This is a genomic window from Vibrio sp. 1S139 (assembly GCF_041439475.1).
GTDB lineage: Bacteria > Pseudomonadota > Gammaproteobacteria > Enterobacterales > Vibrionaceae > Vibrio > Vibrio crassostreae_C.
The window spans coordinates 42,191-68,375 of record NZ_JBGOOD010000016.1 but is presented as its reverse complement, the minus strand read 5'-3'; the positions used below and the strand labels follow the sequence as shown (position 1 = coordinate 68,375).

Here is a 26,185-nt window from a genome sequence, read left to right as displayed (position 1 = left end):
GTTATGCACTTCCACTTTTCTAAAATGCATGGTTTGGGCAATGATTTCATGGTCGTGGACTGCATTACTCAAAATATTTTCTTTTCTCCAGATTTGATCCGTCGCTTGGCGGATCGTCACACTGGCGTGGGCTTTGATCAGCTACTTGTGGTTGAGGCTCCCTATGATCCAGAAACTGATTTCCATTACCGCATATTCAATGCGGATGGCAGTGAAGTGGAGCAGTGTGGCAATGGTGCACGTTGTTTTGCACGATTCGTTCGCATGAAAGGCTTAACGAATAAGTACAGCATCAACGTGAGTACCAAGAAAGGTAAAATGGTTCTCAAGATTGAAGAGAATGACCTGATCACGGTGAACATGGGCATTCCTGAGTTCGAACCCGGCAAGATTCCATTCAAGGCCAAGCAGCCAGAGAAGACGTATATCCTAAGAACGGATGTACACACCTTATTCTGTGGTGCGGTAAGCATGGGTAACCCACATGTGGTTACCGTGGTTGATGACGTCGACACGGCTGATGTGGACACCTTAGGCCCACTACTTGAATCACATGAACGTTTCCCTGAGCGTGTTAATGCTGGCTTTATGCAGGTCGTTAACCGTGAAGAAGTTCGTCTACGTGTTTACGAACGCGGCGCGGGTGAAACTCAGGCATGTGGCAGCGGAGCGTGTGGCGCAGTTGCAGTGGGTATCACTCAAGGCTTACTGGCTGAGAATGTGAAGGTTCGTCTACCAGGCGGTGACTTACACATTAGCTGGCAAGGCCCGGGTAAACCTCTGTTTATGACCGGCCCTGCAACGCATGTGTTTGATGGTCAACTTTCTTGCTAATAACGACCCAAAACAAATATATTCATAAAAATAAAGGATAGGTTTTGTCTTACGTTGAAGCCGACGCACTCACCGCAGAAGTGGTCGCGGAATATTTACGTGATAACCCAGATTTTTTCCAAGACCGAAAAGATTTGGTTGATCGCCTTGCTATCAATAACGTTGAGCAGGGCGCTGTTTCTCTGGTTGAGGTTCAGCTTAAACGCCAACGTCATCGAATCGAAGAGCTTGAAGAAGAGATCACTGGCTTGATGTCGTTGGCAGCAAATAACGATAAAACCTTCTATGAGTTTATGGATCTGCAAGCGCAAGTGCTGAAATGCAGTGACTTCATGCAGGTGATAAAAGCCGTTGAACAAAAAGCGTTAGATCTTGGGCTTAAGGCTCATGTTCGTATTCTTTCGCAATCTGGCTTTTATCAGTTGAGTGCTGAGGGTTACTCTAAGTTTTCGCTTAACCATTTCAATGGCAAAGATGCTTATCTTGGACGCTTGAGAAAAGCCGACAGACACGATTTGTTTGGTGATTATCCAGTTCCAGAGCTAGGCTCTTATGTAGTACAACCGCTTGCTAAGCAGTCTCCATTGGGTTTGCTCGCCTTTTCTAGTGAAGATGGCGGACATTTCCAACCCCATATGGATACGCTCTTTTTACGCCATTTAGCACTTGTTGTCGCTCATTTGGCGGACACCTTACCTTGGCAGATAAATAATGAGCCTAGAGCCCAAAATACCTCTTCCTAACAGCCTTCAAAAGCCACTTTCTCGCTTCTATGAATATCTCCGAAGCGAGAAGGGACTCAGCCTACACACCCAACGTAATTACAAACAACAACTTGAAACCATGGCCGGTCATTTAGTCACTCTAGGGCTAAAGGATTGGGGTCAAGTCGATGCGGCGTGGGTCAGACAACTGGCCAGTAAAGGCATGCGTGAGGGAATGAAAGCGAGCAGCATTGCAACGCGCTTATCGTCACTGCGCAGCTTCTTTGATTTCCTTGTGTTGCGTGGCGAAATGACCGCCAATCCAGCCAAAGGTGTCTCTGCACCTCGCAAACAACGCCCTTTGCCTAAAAACCTCGATGTTGATGAAGTGGGTCAACTGCTTGATGTGAATGAGGACGATCCATTGTCGATTCGTGATCGAGCGATGATGGAGGTGATGTATGGTGCTGGATTACGACTGGCAGAACTGGTCGGCATCAATCTGAAAGATGTGTTGGGTCGACAAGGCGAAATCCGAGTGATTGGTAAAGGCGACAAAGAACGCAAAGCGCCTTTTTCTGGTTTAGCTAAAGAGTGGGTCGATAAATGGCTCAAAGTTCGTGGTGAATTGGCTTCACCGGGTGAAACCGCGCTGTTTGTCTCTAAGCTCGGGACTCGTATCTCTCACCGCAGCGTGCAAAAGCGCATGGAAGAGTGGGGCAAGAAGCAATCTGTCGCGAGCCACATCAGCCCGCATAAACTGCGTCACTCCTTTGCAACGCATGTGCTGGAATCGAGCCAAAATCTTCGTGCTGTGCAAGAGTTGCTTGGCCATGAAAACATCTCGACGACCCAAGTGTATACCCACTTAGATTTCCAACACTTAGCACAAGCTTATGATCAGGCTCACCCGAGAGCTCGTAAGAAGAATAAAGATTAGATTAAAGGGTTTACTATGCGAATTTATCGAGGGTTAAAGCCCATCAAAGCCATGACCTTTGACTTGGATGACACCCTGTATGACAACTGGCCTGTGATCATGAAGGTTGAGAAAGAGATGGCACAGTGGCTTTATCAAAAGCACCCAGTGTCGGCTTCTTTATCGCTTGAAGAGTGGCAGGGCATTAAGCAGCAAGTCGCATCTGAAAACCCAGCTTTGAAACATGATGTCACCGTGTGGCGTGAAACTCAGATTAAGAGTGGTTTGCTGCAATTGGGTTACTCTCTGCAGCAAGCAGAGCAAGCGGCTCGAGAGGGCATTGAGCATGCCTTGTGGTTGCGTAATCAAGTCGATGTCCCTCAAGAAACGCATCGAGTGATGACTGAACTTAGCCAACGTATTCCTCTGGTTGCGATTACCAATGGCAATGTCGATCCACACAAAATTGGCTTAGGGCTGTACTTTCAATTAATCCTTAAAGCCGGCCCTGATGGCAGAGCAAAACCCTATCCAGATATGTTTGAAAAAGCTCAGCAACACCTAGGTTGTGACGCTGAGAATATTCTTCATGTTGGCGATCACCTCAAAACGGATGTCTATGGAGCCAAGCAAAATGGCTTCCAAGCGTGCTGGTTTAATGACACTGGTTCCAATTTATACCGCTCCCCGAAGGCGAGTGTGCTCCCTGATGTTGAAATAGACCAACTTAGCGATCTTATGCGACTAATTTAATGGCTCGGTAAGCTTATTGTGTCGCATTTATGCTATTGAATTGTTACATTAGTCGCCTATAAGAGCCTGATTAGGCTAGGATAATTGGCGACTACTTTTTATCGATTCATTTCAGTCATAGCAGTGGTTGCGGGTTGTTACTTCACTCGATTTTGAACAAGGGTTGGCATGCAAACATTTACATTTCTCGCAAATACTGAGGCGTTATTTAGAGCTCAATTTGATCAGCGAGAATGGTGTGACAGCAAACAGTACCTTATTCAAATTTTCTCAGCTCAATCTTCAGATCTAGCTCGTCAAATCGCGGGTGTTGCCCTCAATCGTTTAAATAATGCGACGCTAATTGGCCAGAGTGCTCGTCATGTTATCTGTGATAATTGCCTTGAAAGTGCATGCACCTTAGTCATCATCAGTGAGTTCAACGAAACCCATCTAACCTCTGCGGTCCAGCCTTTTTCCGGCAATCCAAATCAAGACAGCCAAGACTTAGCTTTTCAGCTGCGCCTTACAGAAGAAACCAAAACGGTCATCAGCTTGTGCGATCAGGTTGAAGGGCGTGATTATCCTATTTATAGCGCTTTTGAAAATTTGCCTTACGCCTTGCCGATAGCTGGTGGACTGTGCCATGAGAATGAATTTGGCCGTTGGGTTATGTATAACGAGCAAACCTACCAGCACGCCTGTGTTGCTGTGGCTCTGACTAACCCAAGATTGAAGGTTTGGTCGGACGCGTACTCTGAGTGGAACCCGATTGGGATGAAGCTACGAGTCACACACGCAATCGGAAATCGCTTATACGCATTGAACGACAAGCCGGCTATTGAAGTATTCAAACATTACCTTGCGGATGGCAAAGACCTTCCTTTTAGTCAACTGATGAGCTTTCCACTTTATCGAGAACTTGGCAGAAAGAAGGGTATCTCGACGCCGCTACGTATTAATGATGATGGCAGTATTGAGTTTGATAGCCCTTGGCATGTCGGTGAAGAGGCGCAGTTTTGTTATAACCACCCATCGCTCACTGCAGAAAAGGTGCACCACGGTGCCGAGATGCTAGCCATGCATCAGCCTGAATCGGTGATCATTTATAACTGCGTATCTCGACTTGAATTTATCGACAGTAAACTTGAGCTCAAGCCATTTGAAGGGATAGTGAATACATGTGGTGCCTACTGCATGGGGGAGCTATACCGTAGTGAAGACCGCCAAGAGATACTGCACCACAGCTTGACTTATATCGCTATGCGCGAGTCTGACGAGATTAAAGAGTTTCATTGCGAAGACTTTCAGTGTGGCTCAACCGTGTCGCCATTGCTTAACCTAGTCAGAAATGCAGTCGCTGATCTCGACAGTATGAATACTCAGATGGAAAAGAAACTCCATCAACAAGCGCGTCGCTTAACCGAAAGCTATCGCATTGACTCGCGTACTGGTTTGCCGAACCGTATCGTACTGAAAGAGCGCCTCAATACGATTCTGTTCAGTGAACATCTGCTGACCTTAAAGCTAACCAACTTCCATCAGGTTAACGAGAAGTATGGTTATCAAGTGGGGGATCAGCTGCTACTCGATCTGTCTAATCACTTTATCGAGCGATTACAGCTTCGTGTGGTTAAAGAGCCTCGCGTGAAGGTAGAGCTATTCAGTATTGGTGTTGGAGAGTGGGCGATTATCTTCAATGCTAGTGTTGGTAGTACGAAAATAAAAGAAGGTTTCGTTGAGTTCGCCGATGACATCGAACACATAAATTTTGAGCCATATGGTTTGGCTGATATTGATTACCTGTCAGTTTCTCTGTGTGGCGGCTTTGCTAGTCGTTGTGACTTCTTAACCGACAGTGGTGACCAGATCTTATTGAAAGCGATCGAAGCTCGACGCTATGGAGTACGTAACAATACCCACATCACCAATGCCAAAGATATTCAGGTGAGCGAAGAGGACCGCAAAGAGCAACTCGGTTGGTTGAGTTGTGTAAGTCGTGCGATTCTAGATCAGAACATCATCACCTATTCCCAGCCGATTGTGGAGTCGGTTACGCACGAAATGATTGGCCAAGAGTGTTTGGTCAGAATCATGGAGTCGGACGGTACTATTGTGCCACCAGGAAAGTTCTTACCTATCATTGCTGACACCCATCTTTACACGCGCCTTAGTCGACACATGATTAAGAGCACTATTGGCTATATGGCGGATAAGCAGAGCTCATTTTCTATCAATCTATCCCCACAAGATTTGTTGAGCGATAAGACGCTCGAGGTCCTTGAGGCTGCGATCAGTGGTATGAACGATCCTACTCGACTTGGTTTAGAAGTTCTCGAGTCTGAACAGATTAAAGATTATGGCCGCATGATTGAGGTGTGTGATCACTTCCGTGCGCTTGGGGCGAGAATCATTGTTGATGACTTTGGCTCTGGTTACTCCAACATCGAGGAAATCATTAAGCTTGAGCCACAGATCATTAAGCTCGACGGTAGCTTGATTCGTAATATCGACAAAGATCAAAAACAAAGAAACATAGCCTCTCAGTTGATTCGTTTGTGCCAAGTGTTCAATGCCAAAACGGTCGCTGAATTTGTCCATAACCAACAGGTTTGTGAGATAGCAGAGCAAATGGGTGTCGATTATCTGCAGGGTTACTACTTCGGTGAGCCTAAGCGACTGTTTTAGCAGTTAAAGCTTCCCGCATTGTGTAACGACTGGCTATAAAAGTACTGCGCCGCCATTAATGACTGCTTTTTGGCGGAATGAATGATGTCTAACTAAGGTCACATTATTCATAACGCGATCGCAAGTATTCCGTGCAAGCCTTATCTATAATAAGCACAATAATAAATCATTAACGTAACGATTAATGTGAATATGCAGTCGACTTCTCTCCTGATACAAGACATTGAGCAAACCCAACGTGAATTGGAAAAGATAGATTTTCATCAACATGAAAGCCTACTGATTCAGGTGTTTTCGTCTTTCGAGAAAGGTTCTGTTTTGGCTGCCTGCCAAGTGATTCAATCGACTTTTCCCAATGCCAAATTGATTGGTTGCAGTGCTAACCACTACATTAGTCAAGGTGTCATCCTGCACCAAGGTCTTTATCTGATTGTTACCCGCTTTGACGCGACGTCTTACTCTTGTGGTGTTGTCGAATATAGCGAACAACCATTGCTCGATAGCCACGCTATGTGGCAACAGCTTGAGTGCAATGATAATACTCAAAGCATCATCTGTTTCGCAGACCGCTTGCAGATAAATAACCGAGATCTATTTTCAGCGTTTGAGCAGTCGATGTATTCATTACCGATCTGTGGCGGTGCATCGACCATCACAGATAATGGGCGATGGGTGATGTTAGACGGCATTTGCTATGAAAATGCCTATGTGATGTTGGCGCTGCACAGTGTTGAGCTCTCCATCGCTAAGGGTTACTACACTGAATGGAATCCGATTGGTCGAACTTTTCGAGTGACAGGTGCTCAAGAGAACCGGTTGTTGGAACTGGATGGGATGCCTGTTCGCGAACTCTACAATCGTTACCTCGCTGATGGCCTCGAAGTGCCTTTTGAGCAACTGCATAACTTTCCCTTGATGGTCGGTGACCCGAAAGAGCAAAACATTCACTTACCGCTCAAGGTAACGGAAAGTGGAGAGATAGAATTCAGCGGCCTGTTCCAAGTGGGCGATGAGGTCCGGTTTTGTTATGACCATCCATCACTGACCTTAGAGCAGATACGACTGGGCGTGCAGCAGATCGCCTCTCATAGGCCAGAACAGTTCTTCATTTATAACTGTACATCTCGTATCGACTTTATTGATGGCAACCAAGAGGTTGAGGTTTTCCAAAAATTGGCCGACAGCTATGGCGTTTACTGCATGGGAGAACTTTATCAAGAGAATGGCCAACAGCGAATCTTGCACCATAGCCTCACTTATCTTGCGCTTAGAGAAGGCGAGGGTAAGGCGGTATTGCCATTAGAGACGCAACCCGCGACCAACATATCCCCTCTGTTTTCATTGATCCGAAATGCACTGCTTGATGTCGATGACATGAACAACAGCATGGCGAGTAAGATTCAGCAGCAAGCCACTGCATTGACGGCAAGCTATCGAATTGATCACCGTACAGGTTTACCCAATCGAAGTGTGCTGCGTGAGAAACTGTCGAAGATGAGCAGTGATAGCCACTTACTAGCTTTGAAGGTCACGACCTTTGGTCAGATCAATGAGAAGTATGGTTATCGAGTAGGTGACAAGCTTCTGCATGATTTGAGTGAGTACTTTCAAAAGGCGCTGTGGCAGTTCTTTGATGAGGGCTGTCAGCTCTACAGTATCGGTATTGGTGAGTGGGCGGTGGTGTTTGATAGTTGGGTGAGCCAAGAACATATTCATCAGCGATTCTCGGAATTTGCCGATCAAACCGAGCATGTGAATTTTGAGCCTACCGGTTTACCCGATATTGATTACTTGTCGGTGTCTATCTGTGCGGGTATCGCCAGCCGTCGAGATTTCCCGACTACCTCTATTGATGACTTATTGTTGAAGGCGATTGATGCGAGGCGCAGCGCTGTCAGCCAGAACAAGCACCTAGTGAGCGCCAAGGCACTCATTCAATTGGAGAAGCATCGCCAAGAGCAACTTGGTTGGCTGTCGTGCGTGAGTCGCGCGGTGCTTAATCAGAATATTGTGGCGTGCTCTCAGCCCATAGTTTCAGCACACAGTCATCAGGTAGAGAGCTACGAGTGTTTGGTTCGAATTGAAGAGGACGGTCAGTTAATTGCACCGGGTAAGTTCTTGCCAATCATTGAAGGAACCCATCTCTATACACGCCTCAGTCGTCAGATGATAACGCGCACCTTCGATTTTATGAGTCAGCGAACCGATTCGTTCTCAATTAATTTAGCGCCACAAGATTTCAGCAATGAGAAAACCATTCTTCACCTTGAACAAGCGATCAAGAAAATCAGTCACCCACAGCGTATTGGCTTGGAGGTGTTAGAAACGGAACAAATTCAGGATTACGGTCGCTTGATTGAGGTGTGTAATCACTTCCGCGATCTTGGTGTGAATATTATTGTTGATGACTTTGGTTCGGGCTATTCGAACATTGATGAGATATTGAAGCTAGAACCACAGGTGATCAAGCTTGATGGCAGTTTGATTCGCAATATTGATAAAGATAAAAAGCAGCGCAAGATCGCTCAGCAGTTGGTGAGCTTATGCCAGATTCTGAATGCTAAGACGGTGGCGGAGTTCGTTCATAATGAGCAGGTGTGCCGTATTGCTGAAGACATGGGGGTCGATTACTTGCAAGGGTATTACTTTGGTCAACCTCAGCGTTTGTTTTGATGGAGCGAGCGTTTCACGTGAAACACTGGTTGGCTCAATAACGAAAATACGATGTAAAAAGGGTGAGCTTATGGCTCACCCTTTTTGTTTTTAGTGTCTGTCTCGTCCCGAAATGTGTTTTTACCTTCCCGCGCGCCTGCTTGGTCTATTTGAGGGCGTGGCCACACTTGTCGGCGTGGAACACTTTTAGATAATGCTGGTAGTAGTCATCAATGAGCTTGGCAGATTCACTTTCACCTAAAGATTTGAGTAACTCAATACCCACTTCACAAGTACACAAGTGGCCACTGTCTTGGTTGCGGCGCAAGGTGTATGAAGATTCGCTGGTAATATCGAGGTGAACTTGCGGAACGGCTTGTAACCACGAGCTCTTGTTAAGCATCTTCTTCGCTTCTTGCCATGTGCCATCCAAGATGATGAATAGCGGCTTACGGCTCTGGGCTTGGGTCATTACAGCTTGCTGGCACTCGACACTTTGATCACTTGGGAATAAAAGAAACGGTTGTCGTGTTTCATCGTCAAGCAGTGCGATGAGCTCCGCTGGTGGTGTTTTCCTTTGCCATACAATGGACTGACACTGATCAAGGGATTGCTGAAGCAGCTTCCCTGTATTGGTATCGCGTGACAGTTCATTCTCATGAGTGAGCAGTACAAGATCGATTTGGCTTGCGACACTAGGTATCAGGTGACAAATACATTGGTGAGTGAAGCTACAACCATGGCAAGCTTGTTGGTTACTCATGTTTACAACTTAACTCCACTTTGTGCGGGTGAGATACCATCAGCAAACAAAACCACGTCGCTGATATCAGCATCATCTGCAACTGGAGCGACACTTGGGTTTAGCGGGTAGCTGACACCAGAGTATGAAAGTGTGTGTTTCGCCGGTGTTGCACCGCCGCCACTGACATTGAAGATCAGATCCTGCCAGCCGTGGTTTTGCGATTTACCTAAGCGTATGTCGCCCTTAACCAGTGTCACTCGGCTATTGAAGCGCCAGTTATCTTGATGGTTTTCGAAAATTAGCAGTGTACAGCCACCAGAACCACACCAATCGAGTTGGGCGAACAGCTCTTCTTTACCGTCGCCGTTGAGGTCGTAGGTTAACCAGCGGTATTTAGTGTCGTCAGGTGAGCTGTTGTTGATCTTAAAGTATTCGCGGATCGCTTGGTCGACTTTTGGATCAAGTTGATCGCTGGAGTTCACCTGCTTTGCGGTTAGATCAACGTTAGTGGTGGTGTTTACTTGTGCTTGCGCACTCTTAGCTTCGAATAGCACCAGACCGCCATTGGCAATCGGATACACCACGTTGCCCACTTTCTCTTTTTCAGCGATTAGCTTGCCATTATCGAGTGTGAAGATGCGCTCGGAGATCAAATATTGTTGCTGGTGGCGAGTCATAACCACTTGTACCTGATTTTGGTTCAGTTGCTGCCAGAAGCCTTGTTCAACAATAGAAGGGTCTCCATTGCTGTATGAATAAGTCGTGATAGCACTGTGGTCATTGTTGAGTTCAAGGTTGATAGAGAACCCTGAGTTTTGCGTTGAGCTAGCGAAGTAGAGTCCGCTCCAATCCAGCGTTGGATCTTGGTTAGAGACCGTTGCACAGCCATTATAGTTACTGTCATTGAGATTAAGCTTGGCATGCCACCCATAGATAGAATCGCTCATGCCGTCGCTACAGCTCTCTTTTGTAAGGTTGAGTTTGCCTTGCGCTGCTTTACCTTCTAATTGGTAATCACGACTGCTTGGTGTGGTGCGGCTTGATTCAATATCGAGGGTTTGTGGCTGTTCGCCCATCTTAGTATATTTCAGCTGGTCTTTATCGAAGGTTGCTGACCAGAAGGGTTCATTACCGAATACTCGTGTTGAACGCAGTGGTTGGTCGCAGCGCTCAGGGTTCTCTGCGGTTAGGATGTTCACTTGGTCAACCACGAAACGCGCTGTGAAATCTGCGTTATAACCCGTTTGGCTTGGTACAGTTAGGTGGCCAATCAGCTCGCCATATAAGGCTTGGTAAGGTCTCGTTGAGAGCCCTTGTGCTTCTAGCGCTAACTCTGGAGATAAGTCTAACCAGTATTGTTGTTGGCTGCCGCAAGGAGTGAAGGTTCGACTTTCGTGACCAACCACCACCTGACCACGCATGATGAAGGTTTGCGGTTGAATGCTCAGTGGATCATCCAAGGTTGCTGGGGGCAGTTCCGGCTGTTGCGGCGTATCAGGTGCCGTAACGCAGCCTTGTAGAGCGAACGCGACTAGCCATGTCACTGGGTTTTTCATTACCTTCATGTTATATCTTCCTCGGAGCAACCGTTAATTGGATTTATTATGGCATATTGGTTATTTAAAACAGAACCCGACACCTTCTCTATTCAGACTCTTAGAGTACAAAAAACCTCTTGTTGGGAGGGTGTACGCAACTATCAGGCTCGAAACATGATGCGTGATGACGTCAAGCTTGGCGATCTGGTGATGATATACCACTCATCATGTAAAAAAGTTGGCGTAGCGGGGATCGCTAAAGTAACCAGAGAAGCCTACCCAGACCACTTTCAGTTCGACCCTGAGAGTGATTACTACGATCCTAAGTCTTCACCCGATAACCCACGCTGGATCATGGTGGATGTCGAGTTTGTGCGAGTGACTGAGCGCTTGATTCCTTTGGTTACGCTTAAAGCCATGCCTGAACTCTCCGAAATGCCCTTGGTGAAACGCGGTAATCGCTTATCGATCATGCCGGTTACCGAACAAGAGTGGCAGGCAATCTTAAGCAAAGAAGTGTTAGGTTCTCGATAGCGTTAGAGAGAGCTTTTTACGTAAGGTTCAAAAAAGGCAGCCAGTTGGCTGCCTTTTTATTTATTCAGATCTGTTCAACGAGCGAGATTAGAGCAGATGCTTTTCTAGGTAGTGAGCAACGGCATCGTCTGCGTTACTGCCAATCACTTCATTGTCAGGTAGTGCTTTCATCACTTTCTCATGTGATGTACCCATGATTAGACCTTTACCCGCCATAGCCAGCATTTCAGCGTCGTTCATGCCATCACCAAAGGCAACACAGTTATCCAGAGTCAGGTTTAGTGATTTTGCAACAGCGTCTAGAGCGTGGCCTTTAGAGACTTCAGCTGCCATCACTTCCAGACACCAAGGTGTAGAGAAGGCGATGTTCAGTTTGTCGCCAAAAGCATCTCTTAGCTTTTGTTCAAACGTGACGAGATATTCGTGGTCTTGTTCTGGATGTGTGAAGAAGACTTTCGCGATGCCTTCGCTTGGTGCGTTTTCAGCTTCAAAGCGCTTGTAGCTAAAGCCAGACTCACTGTGGAATTTAGCCAACATTTCATCTTCACGGTCTAGTAACCAATCTTCATTCTGGTACATGTGAATAAAGAGGTTTGGATCTTGGCGCACAATATCAATAACTGGCTGAACGAGTTCCTGAGGTACGTTCTGGCTATACATCAGTTGATCGTTTTGGTCATGCACGCGTGCACCGTTTGAAGTGATCATGTACGCCGGAATCCCTGCGATTTGACGAATCCCAGCTACATCGACGTGATGGCGACCCGTTGCGAAGATGAAGGTATAACCTTGGTCGTGTAATTTCTTAAGCGTTAGCTTGGTAAAGTCGCTTAGCTGATGGTTGGGAGCCAAAAGCGTACCATCTAAATCAGAAGCAACAATTTTCACGGAATCTTTTAGTGCAGAAATACTCATTTAACCCTCATTGCAAAATGCTTAACCAATATTGACGCTAGCCAGCGCTAGAATCGTTTTAACTACAATATATCTAGGTAGAAATTGTATGCCAAATTCATGCAAGAAAAGAGGGCAAAGCTCACTTACTTCTCTTCCTCTTTAGCGCTTATTTTCTTGGTAGGTTGCTTAGCCTATTAGCTCTAGGCGAAAAACTGATTGATCGCATCCAGTGTTTGATTGCGATATTCATCCTGCTCAAACAACACCTCATGCCTAGAACCCTCAATCAACTTAAACTGACAATCAGAGTTGGTTTTCTTCAGCTTAGAGATGAACTTTACTTGAGCACTGTTACTGACAATCTTTTCATCCCCAGCTTGAATCAATAGCAGAGGGATCTTGATTTGACGAGTTTGTTGAATTGCTTGCTTGGCGGCCATTAACCCTTGCCACACCCAACGCGTGCTTGGTCCACCCACCTGCAAAGATGGAGACTCGTCATATAAGCGACGGAACCACTGATAGCGAACCTTACTGTGGCTCAGTAAGTTGTTTTCAAAAGGCTTCGAATAATATGCTTGCTGGCCCGGCGCGTAAGTTGGCTTGGCATAAAAAGCGGTAAGCACTTGTCCAACGATCATCGCGATAGGTTTCAGGTACCACTCGGTATTGATACCAAACATCGGAGCGCACAGAGTCACCTTATCAAACGGGTGGTCTGGATGGGTTTGTAGGTAGCGAGTGGCTATGGTGCTGCCCATTGAGTGTGCGAGCAGGTAGCGATTGGAATACTTACTGAGATCAAAACTGGCAATGACGTCAGACATGTCAGATGCATAATCATCAAACTCATGAATGTGACCAATGTCAGAGTCTGTTACCATACGTTCAGACTGGCCTTGACCTCGGTGGTCAAATGAATAAACGTCATAGCCTTGTTGATAAAAATCATAAAAGATTTCTTGGTATTTTTGGCAGCATTCGATACGGCCATTTGAAATCACAATAGCTTTGCTGTGCTTTTCTGAGGTGAGGCTGCACCAGTACAGTTTCTTTTTACCAGACGATGTTAAATACCCCTCTTTTCTTTGTTGCCAAAGAGCGTTGATCGGGTGTTTAATCGCTTGCTCGAACTGAGGTTCTTGCGTGTACGAAAATGGGGCGGCACTGTGGTTTTCCATGGGAAATTACCTGAACTGATGCATGTGAGAGCTTTATTGCTACTAATGTTGTTAGATTAAAGAACTAGTAAGGAAATGCAAATGGATACTCATGTTTGGCTTGCTTATGTCGTCACGGCGATATTGTTTAGTTTGGCTCCGGGCTCAGGTACCGTTAACTCAATCAGCAATGGGCTAAGTTATGGCACCAAGAAGTCACTTGCGTCGATCGCCGGCTTACAGCTCGGTCTTGCATTCCACATCATGCTGGTGGGTGCTGGTATTGGTGCTCTGGTGGCTCAATCTGCGTTGGCGTTCACCATCATTAAGTGGGTCGGCGTGGTGTACTTACTTTGGTTAGGTATTCAAAAGTGGCGTGATAGCTCGAGCCTAGTAGCATCTGAAGAAAGCTCTACTCTGTCGAGTGGCAAACTGCTGAGAAACGCTGTGCTTATCAACCTAACTAACCCGAAATCAATCGTGTTTTTGGTGGCTTTGTTTCCTCAGTTTATTGACCCTACACAACCTCAAGCACCTCAGTTATTAGTGCTAGGTGTGACGACAGTATTCATTGATAGCGTTGTTATGTTGGGTTACACCTCATTAGCGTCACAAATGGGACGTTTTATTCGCTCTGATCGCATAATGGGTAAGATAAATAAAATATTTGGTGGTATGTTCATGGGCTGCGGTGCTTTGCTAGCTGCCGCGAAAGCTTAGATTAAGCGACTGAGTTATAGTTAAACCAATCAGAGTTATCAAGAAATGACCGCTACATACGTTGCTCGACAACCTATCTTAAATCGCAAGAGGAATACACTCGGCTATGAGTTGTTATTTCGCGATGGAGAAAAGAATGCGTACCCAGCGCATATTGAGTCTAATCGAGCAACGTATCGTCTGATTGTTGAGAACTTCTTGTCTGTTGGTCTTAACCCTTCTATTCCATCTTCACGCTGCTTTATCAACTTCCCTTATCAAAGTTTGATTCGTCGACTGCCCTTAAGTTTGCCGAAAGATAAGGTGGTGGTAGAGATTCAGGAAACCTGTAAACCAACAGATGAATTGTTGGAAGCGGTTAAAGACCTTTACCAAGCGGGTTACATGATTGCCCTAGATGATTTTACTTCGACCCCAGAATGGGAACGTTTCCTTAAATACACGCATATCGTAAAGCTCGATATTATGCAGATGGGTTTGGATGAAGCGTGTGATTTGGTTAGGGCGCATCAAGGGAAAAAGTTTAGCTTTTTGGCGGAGCGCGTTGAGACCGAACAAGAATTCCAGCAAGCCAAAGAGGCTGGCTTTAAGTTTTTCCAAGGTTACTTTTTCAATAAACCGGAAATCATCAAGAGTAAATACATTAGCCCTGAGCAAGTGATTGCTATGGAGCTGTTTCAAGAAGTGTGTAAGCCCGATGTGGACTTTCAACGGGTGGAGAGCATTGTCGCGAAAGATGTGGCGCTCTCATATAAGCTGCTGCGTTTTGTGAATACTATGTCGCCGCGCCTTGAAGTTACCATCTCTTCTTTTCGTCAGGCTTTGGTATATCTAGGTCAAGAGAAACTGAAAATGTTTGTCTCGTTAGCCGTCGCCTCTTATGTGTCCGATAAAAAGCCTAAAGAGCTGTATGGATTGTCTCTACAGCGTGCTCAGTTTTGTCAGCGTATGTCTCGCTATCAGGCATTTGAAGGGTATAGAGAACAGGCCTTTATGATTGGCTTATTCTCCTTGTTGGATGCTCTGTTGGACTTGTCGTTAGATAACTTAGTCGAGCAGTTGCCGCTGTGTAAAAGTATCAAGGTTGCTCTATTACGTAGAGAAGGGCCATATGGTACCTTGCTCGCACTTGAAGAGAGCTTTGAGCATGCCGATTGGCAACAGATTGATGAGCACTGCGCCGATTTAGGATTAAGCGTGGATCAGGTTAAAACGGAGCTTACTGAAGCGCGCCGTTGGAGCCATACCGTGACCAACAAGCTCTGATATTTCTTCGTTAAACTTTTATGACAATTGAAACGCACGCCTTGACGTGCGTTTTTTTATATCTAAGATATGTGCATATCCACATATGAGTATGTTTTTATGCTTCCTCACCAATTTTTTAAATTACTGTCCGATGAAACGCGAGTGCGTTGCTTAATGTTGATAGTTCGCAATGAGTGCTTATCGGTTGGTGAGTTGACTCAGGCATTGCAAGAAAGTCAGCCAAAGGTTTCACGCCATCTTGCGCAGCTGCGTTCAAACGGTGTTTTGATTGATGTTCGCCAGGGGCAGTGGGTGTTTTACCGCCTGTCACAAGATTTACCAGGTTGGATGCTAAAGTTAATTGACGACCTTATTGCATCGAACTGTTTGAAAACTGAATACCAGCAAGATATTGAGCGCTTAGAGTCGATGAACTCACGCCCAGTATGTTGCGTTTAAATACATTAAAACTTAATGCCGAAATAGTTGTAGTTGCAGCTAGGCGACAAGTGAACTTATCCCTATGAGCATAGTGGCTCTATGTAATTAGGGCGGCCGGCGCTCCGGTAAGTGAACGTAGTCAACAACGCTGCGGCTTCAAATATGAAGGCAATTAACTGAGAGAACAGAAAATGACAGTCAAAGTAGGTATTAATGGTTTTGGTCGTATCGGCCGTCTAGCACTTCGCGCAGCATTCGATTGGGATGAGCTAGAATTTGTTCAAATTAACGATGTTGCTGGCGACACAACAACACTGGCCCACCTTCTAGAATTTGATTCAGTTCAAGGTCGCTTTCACCACGAAGTAACTGCAGAAGGCGATGAGATGATCATTAATGGCCAGCGCATCAAGACCACACAAGAGCGCGACATCGATGCGATCGACTGGTCTGGTTGTGATGTGGTTATCGAAGCGACAGGTGTTCACCGTAAGACCTCTTTCCTAAACAAATACCTAGAGCAGGGCGTGAAACGTGTTGTGGTATCGGCGCCAGTGAAAGAAGAAGGCATCGCAAACATCGTTGTTGGTGTGAATGACAATATCTTCGACCCTGCGGTACACAAAATCGTAACGGCAGCGTCTTGTACAACGAACTGTATCGCGCCAGTGGTTAAGGTGATCAACGAGAAGCTTGGTATCGAGAACGCAGCCTTCACCACTATTCACGATTTAACTAACACGCAAACTATTCTTGATGCGCCGCACAAAGACTTACGCCGCGCACGTGCATGTGGCATGAGTCTTATCCCAACAACGACGGGCAGCGCCAAAGCGATTGTTGAGATCTTCCCTGAGCTAGAAAACCGCATCAACGGCCACGCAGTTCGTGTACCGCTAGCGAACGCTTCTCTGACAGACATCATCTTCGAAGTGAAGCAAGACACCACGGCAGAAGAAGTTAACGCGATGCTGAAAGAAGCGTCTCAGAATGAACTAAAAGGTATTCTTGGCTTTGAAGAGCGTCCACTGGTTTCTATCGATTACAAAGGCGACCAACGCTCAACAATCGTGGATGCACTATCAACGATGTTGGTCGGTAAGCGCATGGTTAAGATCTACGCTTGGTACGACAATGAGATGGGTTACGCAACACGTACCGCTGAGCTTGTTCGTACCGTTGGCCTTGCTTAATAAGAATCTGGAGAAGATATAATGATACATCTAACATGGCAACTAGACCTAGAGCAAGGTGCGCTAGTGCTTACTCCGTGCCCAGGCACAAAAGAAGCAACGCTTGATGCATCACTGGCTCAGCTAAAAGAGCAAGGCGTTGAAGCTATCGTGACAGCACTTGATGACCATGAGCTTGCAAGCAAAGACGTGGCGGCACTTGGTGAAAAAACACGTGCGTTAGGTATGCAATGGTTCCAGATCGAAATTGAAGACGACTGTGCACCGGGTGCTGGTTTTGCTGCGAAGTGGCAAGCAGCTAGCCCTGAGCTACATAACATCGTCGATAACGGCGGCAAGGTTGCAATGCATTGTATGGGCGGCTCTGGTCGCACTGGTTTGTTCGCAGCTCACCTACTGTTAGAAAAAGGCTGGGATTTGAGCAAGGTAGTTCAAGAGGTGCAGGCACTGCGTCCAGGTGCCTTCACTAAACCTATCCAGGTTGAATACATTAATGGCGTAGCGAATAGCTAATAGTCATCAGTGTTAGACAGGGAGCTTTTGGTATCTGGAGTGTTGAACTTATCATGATCCAAAAGCTCTTTTTGTTTAGATTGCAGAGATAGCGTTATGTTTTCAAATCTAAGTAAGAGCGTTCGCCAATACATGTTGGTGACTTTTAACTACTGGAACTTCACCATTACTGATGGTGCACTTCGCATGTTGGTGGTTCTGTATTTTTACGACCTTGGCTACAGTTCGTTAGAAATCGCCTCACTGTTCCTTTTCTATGAATTCTTTGGTGTGGTGACTAACCTAATCGGTGGCTGGTTAGGGGCGCGTCTTGGCCTCAATAAGACCATGAACATTGGGTTAGGCATGCAAGTCGTCGCCTTGGGTATGCTCGCGGTGCCAACGGCAATGCTGACCATTCCTTGGGTCATGGCGGCGCAAGCCTTGTCTGGTATCGCTAAAGACCTCAATAAGATGAGTGCCAAGAGCTCAATTAAGACTCTGGTTCCTGATGAACAACAAGGCGCGCTTTATAAGTGGATTGCGATTCTGACCGGATCTAAGAATGCGCTTAAAGGGGCAGGCTTCTTTATTGGTGGTTTACTGCTTTCAACGATTGGCTTCCAATACGCCGTGCTCGCGATGGCAGCCGTGTTGGCATTGGTCTTCGTTGGCAGTGTGTTGAGCTTAGAAGCGGACATGGGCAAAGCGAAAACCAAGCCTAAGTTCAAACAGATCTTCTCTAAGTCTGAATCCATCAACATCCTATCCGCAGCACGTATGTTCCTGTTTGGCGCTCGTGATGTGTGGTTTGTGATTGCTTTGCCGATTTACCTAGGCAGTGTGTTTGGTTGGGATCACTCATGGGTTGGCGGTTTCTTAGCTGCTTGGACTATCGCTTATGGCTTTGTACAGGGCATAGCGCCGAAGATTACTGGTAAAGCTCAAGGTAAGGTGCCAGATGGCCATGCCGCGCTGTTATGGGCTGGTGCGCTGGCTATAGTGACCGCTGCTATCGCTTATGCGGTACAGATTGGCTGGCAACCCGAGTTAGTTATTATCGGTGGCTTGATGGTGTTTGGTGTCATCTTTGCGGTGAACTCATCACTTCACTCATATTTGATTGTGAGTTATGCGAAAGGCGATGGCGTTTCTCTTGATGTCGGTTTCTACTACATGGCAAACGCGATGGGCCGTTTGATTGGCACGATATTGTCGGGCTTGGTATTTCAAATGGCAGGTTTGTCTGCGTGTCTGTGGGTTTCCTTCGCATTCTTGGCGATAACGACGGTGATCTCTCTGCGTTTACCGAAAGTGCCGCAAATTTCAGCGGCATAAGCTTCAGCCACATGAGCCTCATTTGTGAGAGCTCAAGTCGCAGAAGCTAGAGTCGTATGAGCTAAATTCGCGATAAGTATCTCCTTTAACACTAAGCTGACTTGGTATTTATTCCGGTCAGCTTTTTTATTGCTATAGTAGAATGATTGAATATTAATCAGGCATTTACATGAAGCAGCGAATTCTCTTTTTTGATTTAGCACGATGTGTCGCGGCCGTAGCGGTTATCGCGATTCATGTTTTGGCGCCTTATCGCAATGAGTTGGGCACTATTCCTTTCGGTGAATGGCTTACTGCCATTACGGTAAACGGTTTCAGCCGCTGGGCAGTACCTGTGTTCATTTTGATTACTGGCGCACTGATGCTCAGTGATCAGCGCCCGTTTGACGCCAAATACTACCTCAAGCGTCGTTTGGGCAAGGTACTGATACCTTTCATTGTCTGGTCGCTTTTCTATACCTATCTGTCGGGCTGGTCGGCAATGGGCTTTGATGCCGACGTCAGTTGGGACGTGTTGCTTAATAGCTACCATCATTACACCTATTACCACCTTGGTTTCTTCTATTACTTCATCCCACTCTATTTTGTGATTCCGTTCTTGCAGATCATGGTTAGAAAGTACGGTGATAGATCGGTCTATGCCTTTACGGCGGTATGGTTGTTCACAACATTGCTGTTCTTACTGAAAATCGATGGCCCTTGGAGTCACGAATTGTGGTTGTACACCGGTTACTTACCATTGGGTTACTTGCTCTATAAGATTGTGCCACTTAACAAGATGACCGTTGGCGTGAGTGTGTTACTGGGTGGGCTAGCGTTACTAACCACGGTTTACATGGTGGTTGATGCAAGCTTGGTAGCAGAAGAGTACACGGTAGGGCGCTGGCTATCTTACAAAACGTTGAATACCGTATTAGCCGCGAGCATGGTGTTCATGGTATGCCGTTACTATGGTGAAGGCCTGTCTGAGAAGAGTAACCAAGTGGTTGGCTTTATCAGTAAGCACAGCTTAGGTATTTACCTGCTGCACCCGATTTTCTTGTGGCCGATGAAAGAGTTTGGTTGGTACCAAGGACATCCGGCATGGGTTATTCCATTATGGATTGTGATCAGCGGAGCTGGCGCATTATGGATGAGCTGGTTGGTGTCTAAGTCAGAGAAAACGCGTTGGTTATTGCCTTAGCGGTGATTGCTAAGGCTTTCTGATGGATTGCTTAGGGACGACAGTTGAAGCGGCTGACGTTTAGCGCTTCAACGCAAAGTGTAAGAACTTATCGCCTTGGTAGGTTAAGGTTCCTTTGTCGCCAGGGTTAAGGGCGTGGAAATAGTGGATGCCGACTTGGAATTCACGTTTCGGACCAACTACTCCGCGTTGAACATAAATCCAGTACTCTTGATCTTCTTGGCCCGGTTCTGCGTCAGGAAGGTCGATCGATTGTTTGTCTAACACCGTGACATTCACTTTCTTCTCTGGCGCATTTTCACCTTGCGAGTGTTTTCGATAGAAACCAATAAATACCCAAGCCGCTAGAGCAGCGAGAGCAAAGATGGCAAAAAAGAGTGAATTAGGCATATAACCTCCATGTAGTCGTGATGGTTATTCTAGTCTTTCAGGCAATAGGGATATGTGTTTAAAGCCGTTATTCGTGAACTGTTGTAAGCCAAGCTGATTATTTTTCGGCAGACATCACATTTAATGGTCAGTTTGGGATAAAGCATTGTTATTTATTGTCTCTTTCTCTCGTAAATAACAGTGATTTTGTATAAGAATAGGGAAATGCTCGACTAGAATTATAGTGTGGAGTGGGAGGGCTAAGATGACCGATATTGAAAAAGTGGTGACAAGAACTCGCAATATAGAGAAATTATTGAGGCTTCAATATCATGCCGAAGGCGAAGGATTGCATGAGCTTGTAACAAGCTGTGAAGAAAGGCTACCGCACGATATGGTGAGCAAGCTGCGCTATATCGCAACGTGTCGTAATAAGGTAGTCAATGAACATGAGGCTAAGTTGGAAGACCAACATAAGTTCATCATGATGTGTAACGACTGTGAGAAGGAGCTGACTCCACGTAGTGGTCGTTTTATCTGGCGAGTTGCGATCTTACTGATGATGGCAATGACTTTAGCTGCCGCAGGTTTCTATTATGCGAACTGGGATGTGCTAACACTGCATCTGTTTTCGAAGTGAAAAAATTGAACAAAAAAAGGGACGCTCATGGCGTCCCTTTTTTTATCTGTAACTTGCTTAGTACATCATCGGTAGTGTCATTAGACCTACAACTACCGCGATCATTACAAGTCCTTGTCTTTGCGAAGATGAAATCATAACACTACTCCTAAATTTGGTTGTCTCTCGCTATGTTTTAAAGAATAGCACTACTTATGGCCTTAGATCAAGAATTACTTTCGAAAGCTTTAAAAGTAGTAGAAAACTATGAGTTTTTGGCTTGTTTGGCAGTGTTTAACTGTGTTTTATGGTGTGTTCTTAATTTGTTCGTTGTGATTTATGTTTGTTCTAATTTGATTTAACTTGTTGTTTTGTAATGGTTGTTTTGTGTAATTTATATTGTTAAAGGTTGTTAAACTGTATTAATAGAGGTTGGTGGTGGCTAGGTTGGTTTTGGTTGGTTTTTTAAGTTTTCGGCTTGGTTTTTGTGGCGATTTTTACCGGAGGCTTGAAATAACCTGACAAAACTGGGCGTTAAAAAAGAAAACTGGCTACTTTACAAGTCTAGGCTTGGTTGGCGTTTTTATTTTCCTATTAATCTTGAGTTTGTTTGTTTAAGTTATTGTTATTGTTATTGTTATTGTTTGATTTAAAGGTAGTTATTTTAATTTTTCAAGTGTGGTATTTGACGGAATTAGGCCGATTTTGGTGAAGTCGATAGGTTAGAATTGGCCAAAACTCAAGTATGGCGACTCTAATGCCATTTTGAATGGTTTTTATGATGATTCGTTCTAGTTTTAAACGAATGGCCATTGTCATGGTGGTAATTGTTACGACTTCAATCTAAAGAGACTCTTTTTAGTGGAAGCGTAATCAAGATCCAATTTTGAGGCGCTGAGGCTTTACATCAACACTCGTGTGCCTAGACTGGCGACGATTTAAAGCAATAGGGCAAGTGGTATGTGGAGTTGGTTAGCGGTTTCCTTATCTGGTATCGGAGCAATAGCAGGAACGAAACATGGACATATCGGTCAGGCCTTATCGTATAAGGTATTTACCTTTGTATTATTAGCGACAATTGCTTTAACTCAGTCGGTTGTGGCTGACTTTACCTATTGGATAGTTGCGGGGTTGGCTATCTCTGCGATCGCAGATGTGCTTCATACTCTCACTCAAAAACGCCCTCTGCATTTTGTCTGCTTCTTATTGGCTCAACTCTGTTACAGCAAAGCTTTTTGGTTACAGCTATCAGGTGAAATGGTTTGGTGGTTGTTCGCGCTGTTATTGGCAGCTTGCGTTGTTGCTTTCTTTTTACTGCTGCCACGCTTAGACAAACTCGTTTTTCCCGTGGTCATCATGGGCATTGTGCTTATTCAGTTAGCATGGGCTTCTGGTGAGGTTTGGCTGCTGGATCCTCAGTTATCACACGCGGTCGGTTTTGCTGGCTGTAGCGTGCTGCTCCTTTCGGCCTTAGCTTATGCGCTAAACAGTTACCGCAGCCCAATCAAGGGCGCTTACTTTTGGGTAACGGGCAGTTACTTTCTCGCACACGCATTCATCGTCGCATCGATTACTATTTAGGGTAGAGCTCTCTCAAGCCTGAGCTACATCAAAACGGCGTTGCTAAAACTCGGTACTCTACGTGTAATTCATTAAACATGAGATTGAGTTATGACGACTGAAATTCACGCACACAACGTTTTAAACCTGCTTAGTGAAAAGCCACTGACTCGCGAAGAGCTAACATTAGCGCTTGCTCAAACCTATGGCGAAGAAGCTCGCTTCCATACTTGTAAGCTCAATGGTCTGGATTTAGATAGCCTGTTGAAGTTTTTCTTGAAGATGGAAAAGGTTGTCGTTGTCGATGATAAGCTTTGCACTAACCGCGAACGTGTGTGTAATCACTAATTCTTAGTGGCTTGTTTTATTCGTGAATAAAGAGTGGGTGCATGTTTCGGCTCCACTCTTTTCATTACCTTTCAATCTGCTTTCGCTAACTTGCCTTCTTATAACATCCCCTTTTAAAAGCATCAGTTAACCCGCTTATCACTGCGTTCGAAAATCAATGTTGAGGCTGCTATACTCCGCGCACTTACGCTTTTCGAGACAAACTTATGGAAATCTTATCTGCAGCAACCATGCTGTTTCTTATCATGGACCCGCTTGGCAACTTGCCAATCGTGCTCTCTATCCTTAAGCATATTGACCCGAAGCGTCGCCGTATTGTTCTGATTCGTGAGCTGATGTTCGCACTGGTTATCTTGCTGCTGTTCTTATTTGCGGGTCAAAGCATCATGAACTTCCTGCACGTGCAGCCTGAAACCTTGAGTATCTCTGGCGGTATTATTCTGTTTATTATCGCGATTAAGATGATTTTCCCAAGTGCGGGTAGTATTACTGGCCTCGCGGCGGGTGAAGAACCGTTTATTGTGCCGATGGCGATCCCAATGATTGCTGGCCCTTCAGTGATTGCGGCATTGATTCTGTTGTCGACACAGCACCCTGACAATATGTTAGAGCTTTCAGCGGCTGTGATGCTGGCTTGGGGCGCTACCTTCTTCATTCTGATGTTTAATGGCTTCTTCCTGCGAGTGCTGGGAGAGAGAGGTCTTAAAGCCATCGAACGCTTGATGGGCTTGTTGTTGGTTATGCTGTCGACGCAAATGTTCCTCGATGGTGTGAAAGGCTACATGGGCTAACATCAATATCATTGCTGAATAAAAAAACGCCGCTTAAATGAGCGGCGTTTTTGTCTCTACTGTTTCTGTCATGATGTTTTCTGTAGCTAAGCGTTTTATATCTGGGCTTAAGCTCGATTACATCATGTGTTTGCGTCGGATATCGAGTAAGGCGAAGACACCGAAAATCAATATTGACCACTTCTCCCAACGTGACATCTCGATCTTATCGCCGAATGCGCCGATGAAAATCAGCATCTGCAGGCCGTGCATGAAGAACAAGAATGCGGTCATGATATAAAGCGCAATCGCAGCATTACCCGGAAACGGGTAGAAAATATTTACGATTAAGATAAACCAAACAAAGGCGATGGCTGCTTTTGCTAGTGGAAGCAAGAACTTCATTCAATAACTCCTATTCTTCAGTGATTCGATTGAACAGTCGGTAGCTTGACTGTCCGGTGGTCTTGTCGCGATGCAATTCCCAGTTCTCTGGCATAGCTTCGAGTTTCAGTTCTTTCTCTGTCTCGACGTAAATGATGGCATTGTCTGCAAGCCAACCGTTACTCTCAAGCAGTTGTACTGTTTCTGCCAGTAAGCCTTTGCGAAATGGTGGATCAAGGAAAACCATATCGTAAGGAGTGCCTGGTTTCTTAAGGAAAGAGATAGCATCAGTATTCACGACATTAATGTTGTCTGCCTTGAGCTCTTTCGCGTTATCAGAAAGCTGTTTAGCCGCCTTTTGATTCATTTCGAGCAGTGTCACCATTTTGGCTTGGCGAGAAGCTGCTTCAAAACCTAGACCGCCAGAACCGGCAAATACATCCAAGCAAGTTGAATGTGGGATATCTTGAGCCACCCAGTTAAAGAGTGTTTCTTTTACTCGGTCAATGGTTGGGCGTAATCCTTCTAAATCATGAACAGGCAGCTTTCTACCTCTCCATGAGCCACTAATAATTCGAACAAAGCCTCCGGATGGCTTTTTTTGTGATGTGTTTTGCTGGCGACGTCTTACCATAGATTTTTTGACCGCTAATAAAGTGATACTATACCGAGCCCAATTTAAGTGGGTTCGTGTATTAAATAAATTTGCAATGACAAAGTGTATCAAGCTAAAAGCAAACTTATCACTGCTTTGTCATTTTTCTTTACTATTCGTTTGTACAAGCTTGTATTGTATAACAATAGCAAAGAGTCGACGTGTATTAAGTCAATACAGTTAATTAGTAGATCTAGGAAACTCCTCTGATGACGGAAAAAAAGAAGCGCGGATTATTATCGTGGCTTGGTTTTGGTGAAGAAGAACAAAGCCCAAAAACTCAGAATGAAGCGAACGTAGAAAGCGTTGAAGATCAAACTGAAGTTGAATCACAAGTTGAGGCTGAACAGGTCGCGCCTGAAGCTGAACAAGTTAAGCCAACTGAATCTGAGCAAGCGCTTGAAGAAGCTCAACAAGAGCAGCAACCTGTCGCAGCAGAAGCAGAAGCAGAAGCAGAAGCAGAAGCAGAACAGGAAGAAGTGGCAGTTCCTCAAGCTAAGGTTGAAGAAGTACAAGAGAAGCCGACAGAAAGCTTCTTTGCTCGTCTTAAGCGCAGCCTAAGCCGCACTAAAGCAAACATCGGTGCTGGTTTCTTTGGTCTGTTCAAAGGCAAGCAAATCGATGAAGACCTGTTTGAAGAGCTAGAAGAGCAACTTCTGATTGCTGACGTGGGTATGAATACCACGGTTAAGATCATTGAAAACCTGACAGAAAAAGCATCTCGCAATGACCTAAAAGACGGTGAAGCGCTTTATGGTCTGCTCAAAGAAGAGATGGCAGACATCTTAAGCCAAGTGGAACAGCCACTGGTTGTTGATACCACTAAAACACCTTACGTTATCTTAATGGTGGGTGTGAACGGTGTAGGTAAGACAACTACGATCGGTAAGCTGGCGAAACAATTCCAAAATGAAGGCAAGAAAGTGATGCTAGCAGCGGGTGATACCTTCCGTGCTGCAGCCGTTGAACAGCTTCAGGTTTGGGGTCAGCGTAACGATGTGCCAGTTATCGCTCAACACACTGGTGCGGACAGTGCGTCTGTTATCTACGATGCGATTGAAGCAGCGAAGGCTCGTGGTGTTGATGTTGTGATTGCTGATACAGCCGGTCGTTTGCAGAACAAGAGCAACCTGATGGAAGAGCTACGCAAGATCGTTCGTGTAATGAAGAAAATTGATGACTCTGCGCCACACGAAATCATGCTAACGCTCGATGCAGGTACAGGTCAGAACGCTATCAGCCAAGCGAAGTTGTTCAGTGAAGTGGCTCCAGTTACGGGTATTACACTGACTAAGCTAGATGGTACGGCGAAAGGTGGTGTAATTTTCTCAATTGCTGACCAGTTCCAGATTCCAATCCGCTACATTGGTGTGGGTGAAGGTATTGATGACCTGCGTCCATTTGAATCTAAAGACTTCATTGAAGCACTATTTAGCCGCGAAGAGTAACGCGAGTAGCAAAG

At 45.5% G+C, this 26,185-nt stretch carries 26 protein-coding genes; 19 read left to right on the top strand and 7 right to left on the bottom strand.

Annotated features, from left to right (window positions below; genetic code table 11):
- Positions 1-3: 3 nt before the first annotated feature.
- The 6 genes from dapF to ACED46_RS07845 all read left to right on the top strand — a co-directional run bounded on the left by dapF (position 4) and on the right by ACED46_RS07845 (position 8,550).
- Positions 4-834 carry a diaminopimelate epimerase gene (gene dapF / locus ACED46_RS07870; protein WP_017061013.1) on the top strand — a complete coding sequence of 277 codons (831 nt, stop codon included), beginning with the start codon at positions 4-6 and terminating at the stop codon, positions 832-834.
- A gap of 44 nt (positions 835-878) precedes the next feature.
- On the top strand, positions 879-1,577 hold the full coding sequence (locus ACED46_RS07865; RefSeq protein ID WP_371721213.1) for a DUF484 family protein: 699 nt from the start codon (positions 879-881) through the stop codon (positions 1,575-1,577).
- Positions 1,546-2,478, top strand: a complete 933-nt coding sequence (gene xerC, locus ACED46_RS07860; protein WP_017061015.1) for a tyrosine recombinase XerC — start codon at positions 1,546-1,548, stop codon at positions 2,476-2,478. Before ACED46_RS07865 ends, xerC begins: the two co-directional genes overlap by 32 nt.
- Before the next feature lie 15 nt (positions 2,479-2,493).
- Positions 2,494-3,210, top strand: a complete 717-nt coding sequence (gene yigB / locus ACED46_RS07855; protein WP_017068593.1) for a 5-amino-6-(5-phospho-D-ribitylamino)uracil phosphatase YigB — start codon at positions 2,494-2,496, stop codon at positions 3,208-3,210.
- A 168-nt stretch (positions 3,211-3,378) separates the two neighbouring features.
- The gene (locus ACED46_RS07850; protein ID WP_371721212.1) at positions 3,379-5,877 is read left to right on the top strand and encodes an EAL domain-containing protein; all 2,499 of its coding nucleotides are present in this window, start codon (positions 3,379-3,381) and stop codon (positions 5,875-5,877) included.
- A gap of 192 nt (positions 5,878-6,069) precedes the next feature.
- Positions 6,070-8,550 (top strand): EAL domain-containing protein, encoded by a 2,481-nt coding sequence (locus ACED46_RS07845; RefSeq protein ID WP_371721211.1) that lies wholly within the window; start codon positions 6,070-6,072, stop codon positions 8,548-8,550.
- A 145-nt stretch (positions 8,551-8,695) separates the two neighbouring features.
- Here the strand turns inward: ACED46_RS07845 and ACED46_RS07840 are convergent, their stop codons facing one another.
- Together ACED46_RS07840 and ACED46_RS07835 are read right to left on the bottom strand one after the other, a co-directional pair.
- The gene (locus ACED46_RS07840; protein WP_017061019.1) at positions 8,696-9,292 is read right to left on the bottom strand and encodes a tRNA-uridine aminocarboxypropyltransferase; all 597 of its coding nucleotides are present in this window, start codon (positions 9,290-9,292) and stop codon (positions 8,696-8,698) included.
- A gap of 2 nt (positions 9,293-9,294) precedes the next feature.
- Positions 9,295-10,839, bottom strand: a complete 1,545-nt coding sequence (locus tag ACED46_RS07835) for a COG3650 family protein (RefSeq protein WP_371721210.1) — start codon at positions 10,837-10,839, stop codon at positions 9,295-9,297.
- Between the two features lie 39 nt (positions 10,840-10,878).
- On the opposite strand from ACED46_RS07835, the gene ACED46_RS07830 reads away from it, so the two are divergent.
- Positions 10,879-11,346: an EVE domain-containing protein gene (locus ACED46_RS07830; protein WP_017061021.1), complete on the top strand. Its 468-nt coding sequence runs from the start codon at positions 10,879-10,881 to the stop codon at positions 11,344-11,346.
- A gap of 87 nt (positions 11,347-11,433) precedes the next feature.
- On the opposite strand, the gene ACED46_RS07825 is transcribed toward ACED46_RS07830, so the two are convergent.
- Both ACED46_RS07825 and ACED46_RS07820 read right to left on the bottom strand, forming a co-directional pair.
- A complete protein-coding gene (locus ACED46_RS07825) occupies positions 11,434-12,261 on the bottom strand; it encodes a Cof-type HAD-IIB family hydrolase (protein ID WP_065584269.1) in 828 nt (275 codons plus the stop codon).
- 182 nt (positions 12,262-12,443) lie between these two features.
- Positions 12,444-13,424 carry an alpha/beta fold hydrolase gene (locus ACED46_RS07820; RefSeq protein ID WP_371721209.1) on the bottom strand — a complete coding sequence of 327 codons (981 nt, stop codon included), beginning with the start codon at positions 13,422-13,424 and terminating at the stop codon, positions 12,444-12,446.
- Positions 13,425-13,505: 81 nt separating this feature from the next.
- Here ACED46_RS07820 and rhtB point away from each other — a divergent pair, with 81 nt between their 5' ends.
- The 7 genes from rhtB to ACED46_RS07785 all read left to right on the top strand — a co-directional run bounded on the left by rhtB (position 13,506) and on the right by ACED46_RS07785 (position 20,018).
- Positions 13,506-14,123: a homoserine/homoserine lactone efflux protein gene (gene rhtB, locus ACED46_RS07815; protein WP_371721208.1), complete on the top strand. Its 618-nt coding sequence runs from the start codon at positions 13,506-13,508 to the stop codon at positions 14,121-14,123.
- A gap of 45 nt (positions 14,124-14,168) precedes the next feature.
- Positions 14,169-15,389 carry an EAL and HDOD domain-containing protein gene (locus tag ACED46_RS07810; protein WP_371721207.1) on the top strand — a complete coding sequence of 407 codons (1,221 nt, stop codon included), beginning with the start codon at positions 14,169-14,171 and terminating at the stop codon, positions 15,387-15,389.
- A gap of 99 nt (positions 15,390-15,488) precedes the next feature.
- Complete coding sequence (locus tag ACED46_RS07805; protein ID WP_017063763.1) at positions 15,489-15,830, top strand: metalloregulator ArsR/SmtB family transcription factor; 342 nt, start codon at positions 15,489-15,491, stop codon at positions 15,828-15,830.
- Between the two features lie 173 nt (positions 15,831-16,003).
- Positions 16,004-17,005 (top strand): ArsJ-associated glyceraldehyde-3-phosphate dehydrogenase, encoded by a 1,002-nt coding sequence (locus ACED46_RS07800; RefSeq protein WP_017061027.1) that lies wholly within the window; start codon positions 16,004-16,006, stop codon positions 17,003-17,005.
- Between the two features lie 21 nt (positions 17,006-17,026).
- Positions 17,027-17,518, top strand: coding sequence for a cyclin-dependent kinase inhibitor 3 family protein (locus ACED46_RS07795; protein ID WP_371721206.1), 492 nt, complete (start codon positions 17,027-17,029; stop codon positions 17,516-17,518).
- 96 nt (positions 17,519-17,614) lie between these two features.
- Positions 17,615-18,835, top strand: a complete 1,221-nt coding sequence (gene arsJ, locus ACED46_RS07790; protein WP_029235838.1) for an organoarsenical effux MFS transporter ArsJ — start codon at positions 17,615-17,617, stop codon at positions 18,833-18,835.
- A 169-nt stretch (positions 18,836-19,004) separates the two neighbouring features.
- Complete coding sequence (locus ACED46_RS07785) at positions 19,005-20,018, top strand: acyltransferase (RefSeq protein ID WP_017061031.1); 1,014 nt, start codon at positions 19,005-19,007, stop codon at positions 20,016-20,018.
- Positions 20,019-20,078: 60 nt separating this feature from the next.
- Here the strand turns inward: ACED46_RS07785 and ACED46_RS07780 are convergent, their stop codons facing one another.
- A complete protein-coding gene (locus ACED46_RS07780) occupies positions 20,079-20,408 on the bottom strand; it encodes a DUF2500 domain-containing protein (RefSeq protein WP_017061032.1) in 330 nt (109 codons plus the stop codon).
- Positions 20,409-20,652: 244 nt separating this feature from the next.
- Here ACED46_RS07780 and ACED46_RS07775 point away from each other — a divergent pair, with 244 nt between their 5' ends.
- From ACED46_RS07775 to ACED46_RS07760, 4 genes are all read left to right on the top strand, one after another.
- Complete coding sequence (locus tag ACED46_RS07775) at positions 20,653-21,027, top strand: hypothetical protein (protein WP_004736595.1); 375 nt, start codon at positions 20,653-20,655, stop codon at positions 21,025-21,027.
- A 939-nt stretch (positions 21,028-21,966) separates the two neighbouring features.
- Positions 21,967-22,587, top strand: coding sequence for a lysoplasmalogenase (locus tag ACED46_RS07770; RefSeq protein WP_017061033.1), 621 nt, complete (start codon positions 21,967-21,969; stop codon positions 22,585-22,587).
- Positions 22,588-22,677: 90 nt separating this feature from the next.
- Positions 22,678-22,914: a YecH family metal-binding protein gene (locus ACED46_RS07765; RefSeq protein WP_017066763.1), complete on the top strand. Its 237-nt coding sequence runs from the start codon at positions 22,678-22,680 to the stop codon at positions 22,912-22,914.
- A gap of 206 nt (positions 22,915-23,120) precedes the next feature.
- Positions 23,121-23,705, top strand: a complete 585-nt coding sequence (locus ACED46_RS07760; protein WP_017061035.1) for a YhgN family NAAT transporter — start codon at positions 23,121-23,123, stop codon at positions 23,703-23,705.
- 117 nt (positions 23,706-23,822) lie between these two features.
- Here ACED46_RS07760 and ACED46_RS07755 read toward each other — a convergent pair whose 3' ends face one another.
- Positions 23,823-24,089 (bottom strand): DUF1145 domain-containing protein, encoded by a 267-nt coding sequence (locus ACED46_RS07755; RefSeq protein ID WP_016784000.1) that lies wholly within the window; start codon positions 24,087-24,089, stop codon positions 23,823-23,825.
- Between the two features lie 10 nt (positions 24,090-24,099).
- Complete coding sequence (gene rsmD, locus ACED46_RS07750) at positions 24,100-24,702, bottom strand: 16S rRNA (guanine(966)-N(2))-methyltransferase RsmD (protein ID WP_017061036.1); 603 nt, start codon at positions 24,700-24,702, stop codon at positions 24,100-24,102.
- 230 nt (positions 24,703-24,932) lie between these two features.
- Between rsmD and ftsY the strand changes: the two genes are divergently transcribed.
- Positions 24,933-26,171: a signal recognition particle-docking protein FtsY gene (gene ftsY / locus ACED46_RS07745; RefSeq protein ID WP_017063769.1), complete on the top strand. Its 1,239-nt coding sequence runs from the start codon at positions 24,933-24,935 to the stop codon at positions 26,169-26,171.
- Positions 26,172-26,185: the final 14 nt, after the last annotated feature.

What these genes read in the sequence shown, in the direction of transcription:
- ACED46_RS07845 (WP_371721211.1), top strand. Translation starts at nt 6,070, where the DNA reads ATGCAGTCGACTTCTCTCCTGATACAAGACATTGAGCAAACCCAACGT.
- ACED46_RS07835 (WP_371721210.1), bottom strand. Translation starts at nt 10,839, where the DNA reads ATGAAGGTAATGAAAAACCCAGTGACATGGCTAGTCGCGTTCGCTCTA.
- arsJ (WP_029235838.1), top strand. Translation starts at nt 17,615, where the DNA reads ATGTTTTCAAATCTAAGTAAGAGCGTTCGCCAATACATGTTGGTGACT.
- ACED46_RS07825 (WP_065584269.1), bottom strand. Translation starts at nt 12,261, where the DNA reads ATGAGTATTTCTGCACTAAAAGATTCCGTGAAAATTGTTGCTTCTGAT.
- ACED46_RS07820 (WP_371721209.1), bottom strand. Translation starts at nt 13,424, where the DNA reads ATGGAAAACCACAGTGCCGCCCCATTTTCGTACACGCAAGAACCTCAG.
- ACED46_RS07805 (WP_017063763.1), top strand. Translation starts at nt 15,489, where the DNA reads ATGCTTCCTCACCAATTTTTTAAATTACTGTCCGATGAAACGCGAGTG.
- dapF (WP_017061013.1), top strand. Translation starts at nt 4, where the DNA reads ATGCACTTCCACTTTTCTAAAATGCATGGTTTGGGCAATGATTTCATG.
- ACED46_RS07850 (WP_371721212.1), top strand. Translation starts at nt 3,379, where the DNA reads ATGCAAACATTTACATTTCTCGCAAATACTGAGGCGTTATTTAGAGCT.
- ACED46_RS07840 (WP_017061019.1), bottom strand. Translation starts at nt 9,292, where the DNA reads ATGAGTAACCAACAAGCTTGCCATGGTTGTAGCTTCACTCACCAATGT.
- ACED46_RS07770 (WP_017061033.1), top strand. Translation starts at nt 21,967, where the DNA reads ATGTGGAGTTGGTTAGCGGTTTCCTTATCTGGTATCGGAGCAATAGCA.
- ACED46_RS07810 (WP_371721207.1), top strand. Translation starts at nt 14,169, where the DNA reads ATGACCGCTACATACGTTGCTCGACAACCTATCTTAAATCGCAAGAGG.
- ACED46_RS07765 (WP_017066763.1), top strand. Translation starts at nt 22,678, where the DNA reads ATGACGACTGAAATTCACGCACACAACGTTTTAAACCTGCTTAGTGAA.
- ACED46_RS07800 (WP_017061027.1), top strand. Translation starts at nt 16,004, where the DNA reads ATGACAGTCAAAGTAGGTATTAATGGTTTTGGTCGTATCGGCCGTCTA.
- ACED46_RS07795 (WP_371721206.1), top strand. Translation starts at nt 17,027, where the DNA reads ATGATACATCTAACATGGCAACTAGACCTAGAGCAAGGTGCGCTAGTG.
- ACED46_RS07780 (WP_017061032.1), bottom strand. Translation starts at nt 20,408, where the DNA reads ATGCCTAATTCACTCTTTTTTGCCATCTTTGCTCTCGCTGCTCTAGCG.
- ACED46_RS07830 (WP_017061021.1), top strand. Translation starts at nt 10,879, where the DNA reads ATGGCATATTGGTTATTTAAAACAGAACCCGACACCTTCTCTATTCAG.
- xerC (WP_017061015.1), top strand. Translation starts at nt 1,546, where the DNA reads ATGAGCCTAGAGCCCAAAATACCTCTTCCTAACAGCCTTCAAAAGCCA.
- rsmD (WP_017061036.1), bottom strand. Translation starts at nt 24,702, where the DNA reads ATGGTAAGACGTCGCCAGCAAAACACATCACAAAAAAAGCCATCCGGA.
- ACED46_RS07760 (WP_017061035.1), top strand. Translation starts at nt 23,121, where the DNA reads ATGGAAATCTTATCTGCAGCAACCATGCTGTTTCTTATCATGGACCCG.
- yigB (WP_017068593.1), top strand. Translation starts at nt 2,494, where the DNA reads ATGCGAATTTATCGAGGGTTAAAGCCCATCAAAGCCATGACCTTTGAC.
- rhtB (WP_371721208.1), top strand. Translation starts at nt 13,506, where the DNA reads ATGGATACTCATGTTTGGCTTGCTTATGTCGTCACGGCGATATTGTTT.
- ACED46_RS07785 (WP_017061031.1), top strand. Translation starts at nt 19,005, where the DNA reads ATGAAGCAGCGAATTCTCTTTTTTGATTTAGCACGATGTGTCGCGGCC.
- ACED46_RS07775 (WP_004736595.1), top strand. Translation starts at nt 20,653, where the DNA reads ATGACCGATATTGAAAAAGTGGTGACAAGAACTCGCAATATAGAGAAA.
- ftsY (WP_017063769.1), top strand. Translation starts at nt 24,933, where the DNA reads ATGACGGAAAAAAAGAAGCGCGGATTATTATCGTGGCTTGGTTTTGGT.
- ACED46_RS07755 (WP_016784000.1), bottom strand. Translation starts at nt 24,089, where the DNA reads ATGAAGTTCTTGCTTCCACTAGCAAAAGCAGCCATCGCCTTTGTTTGG.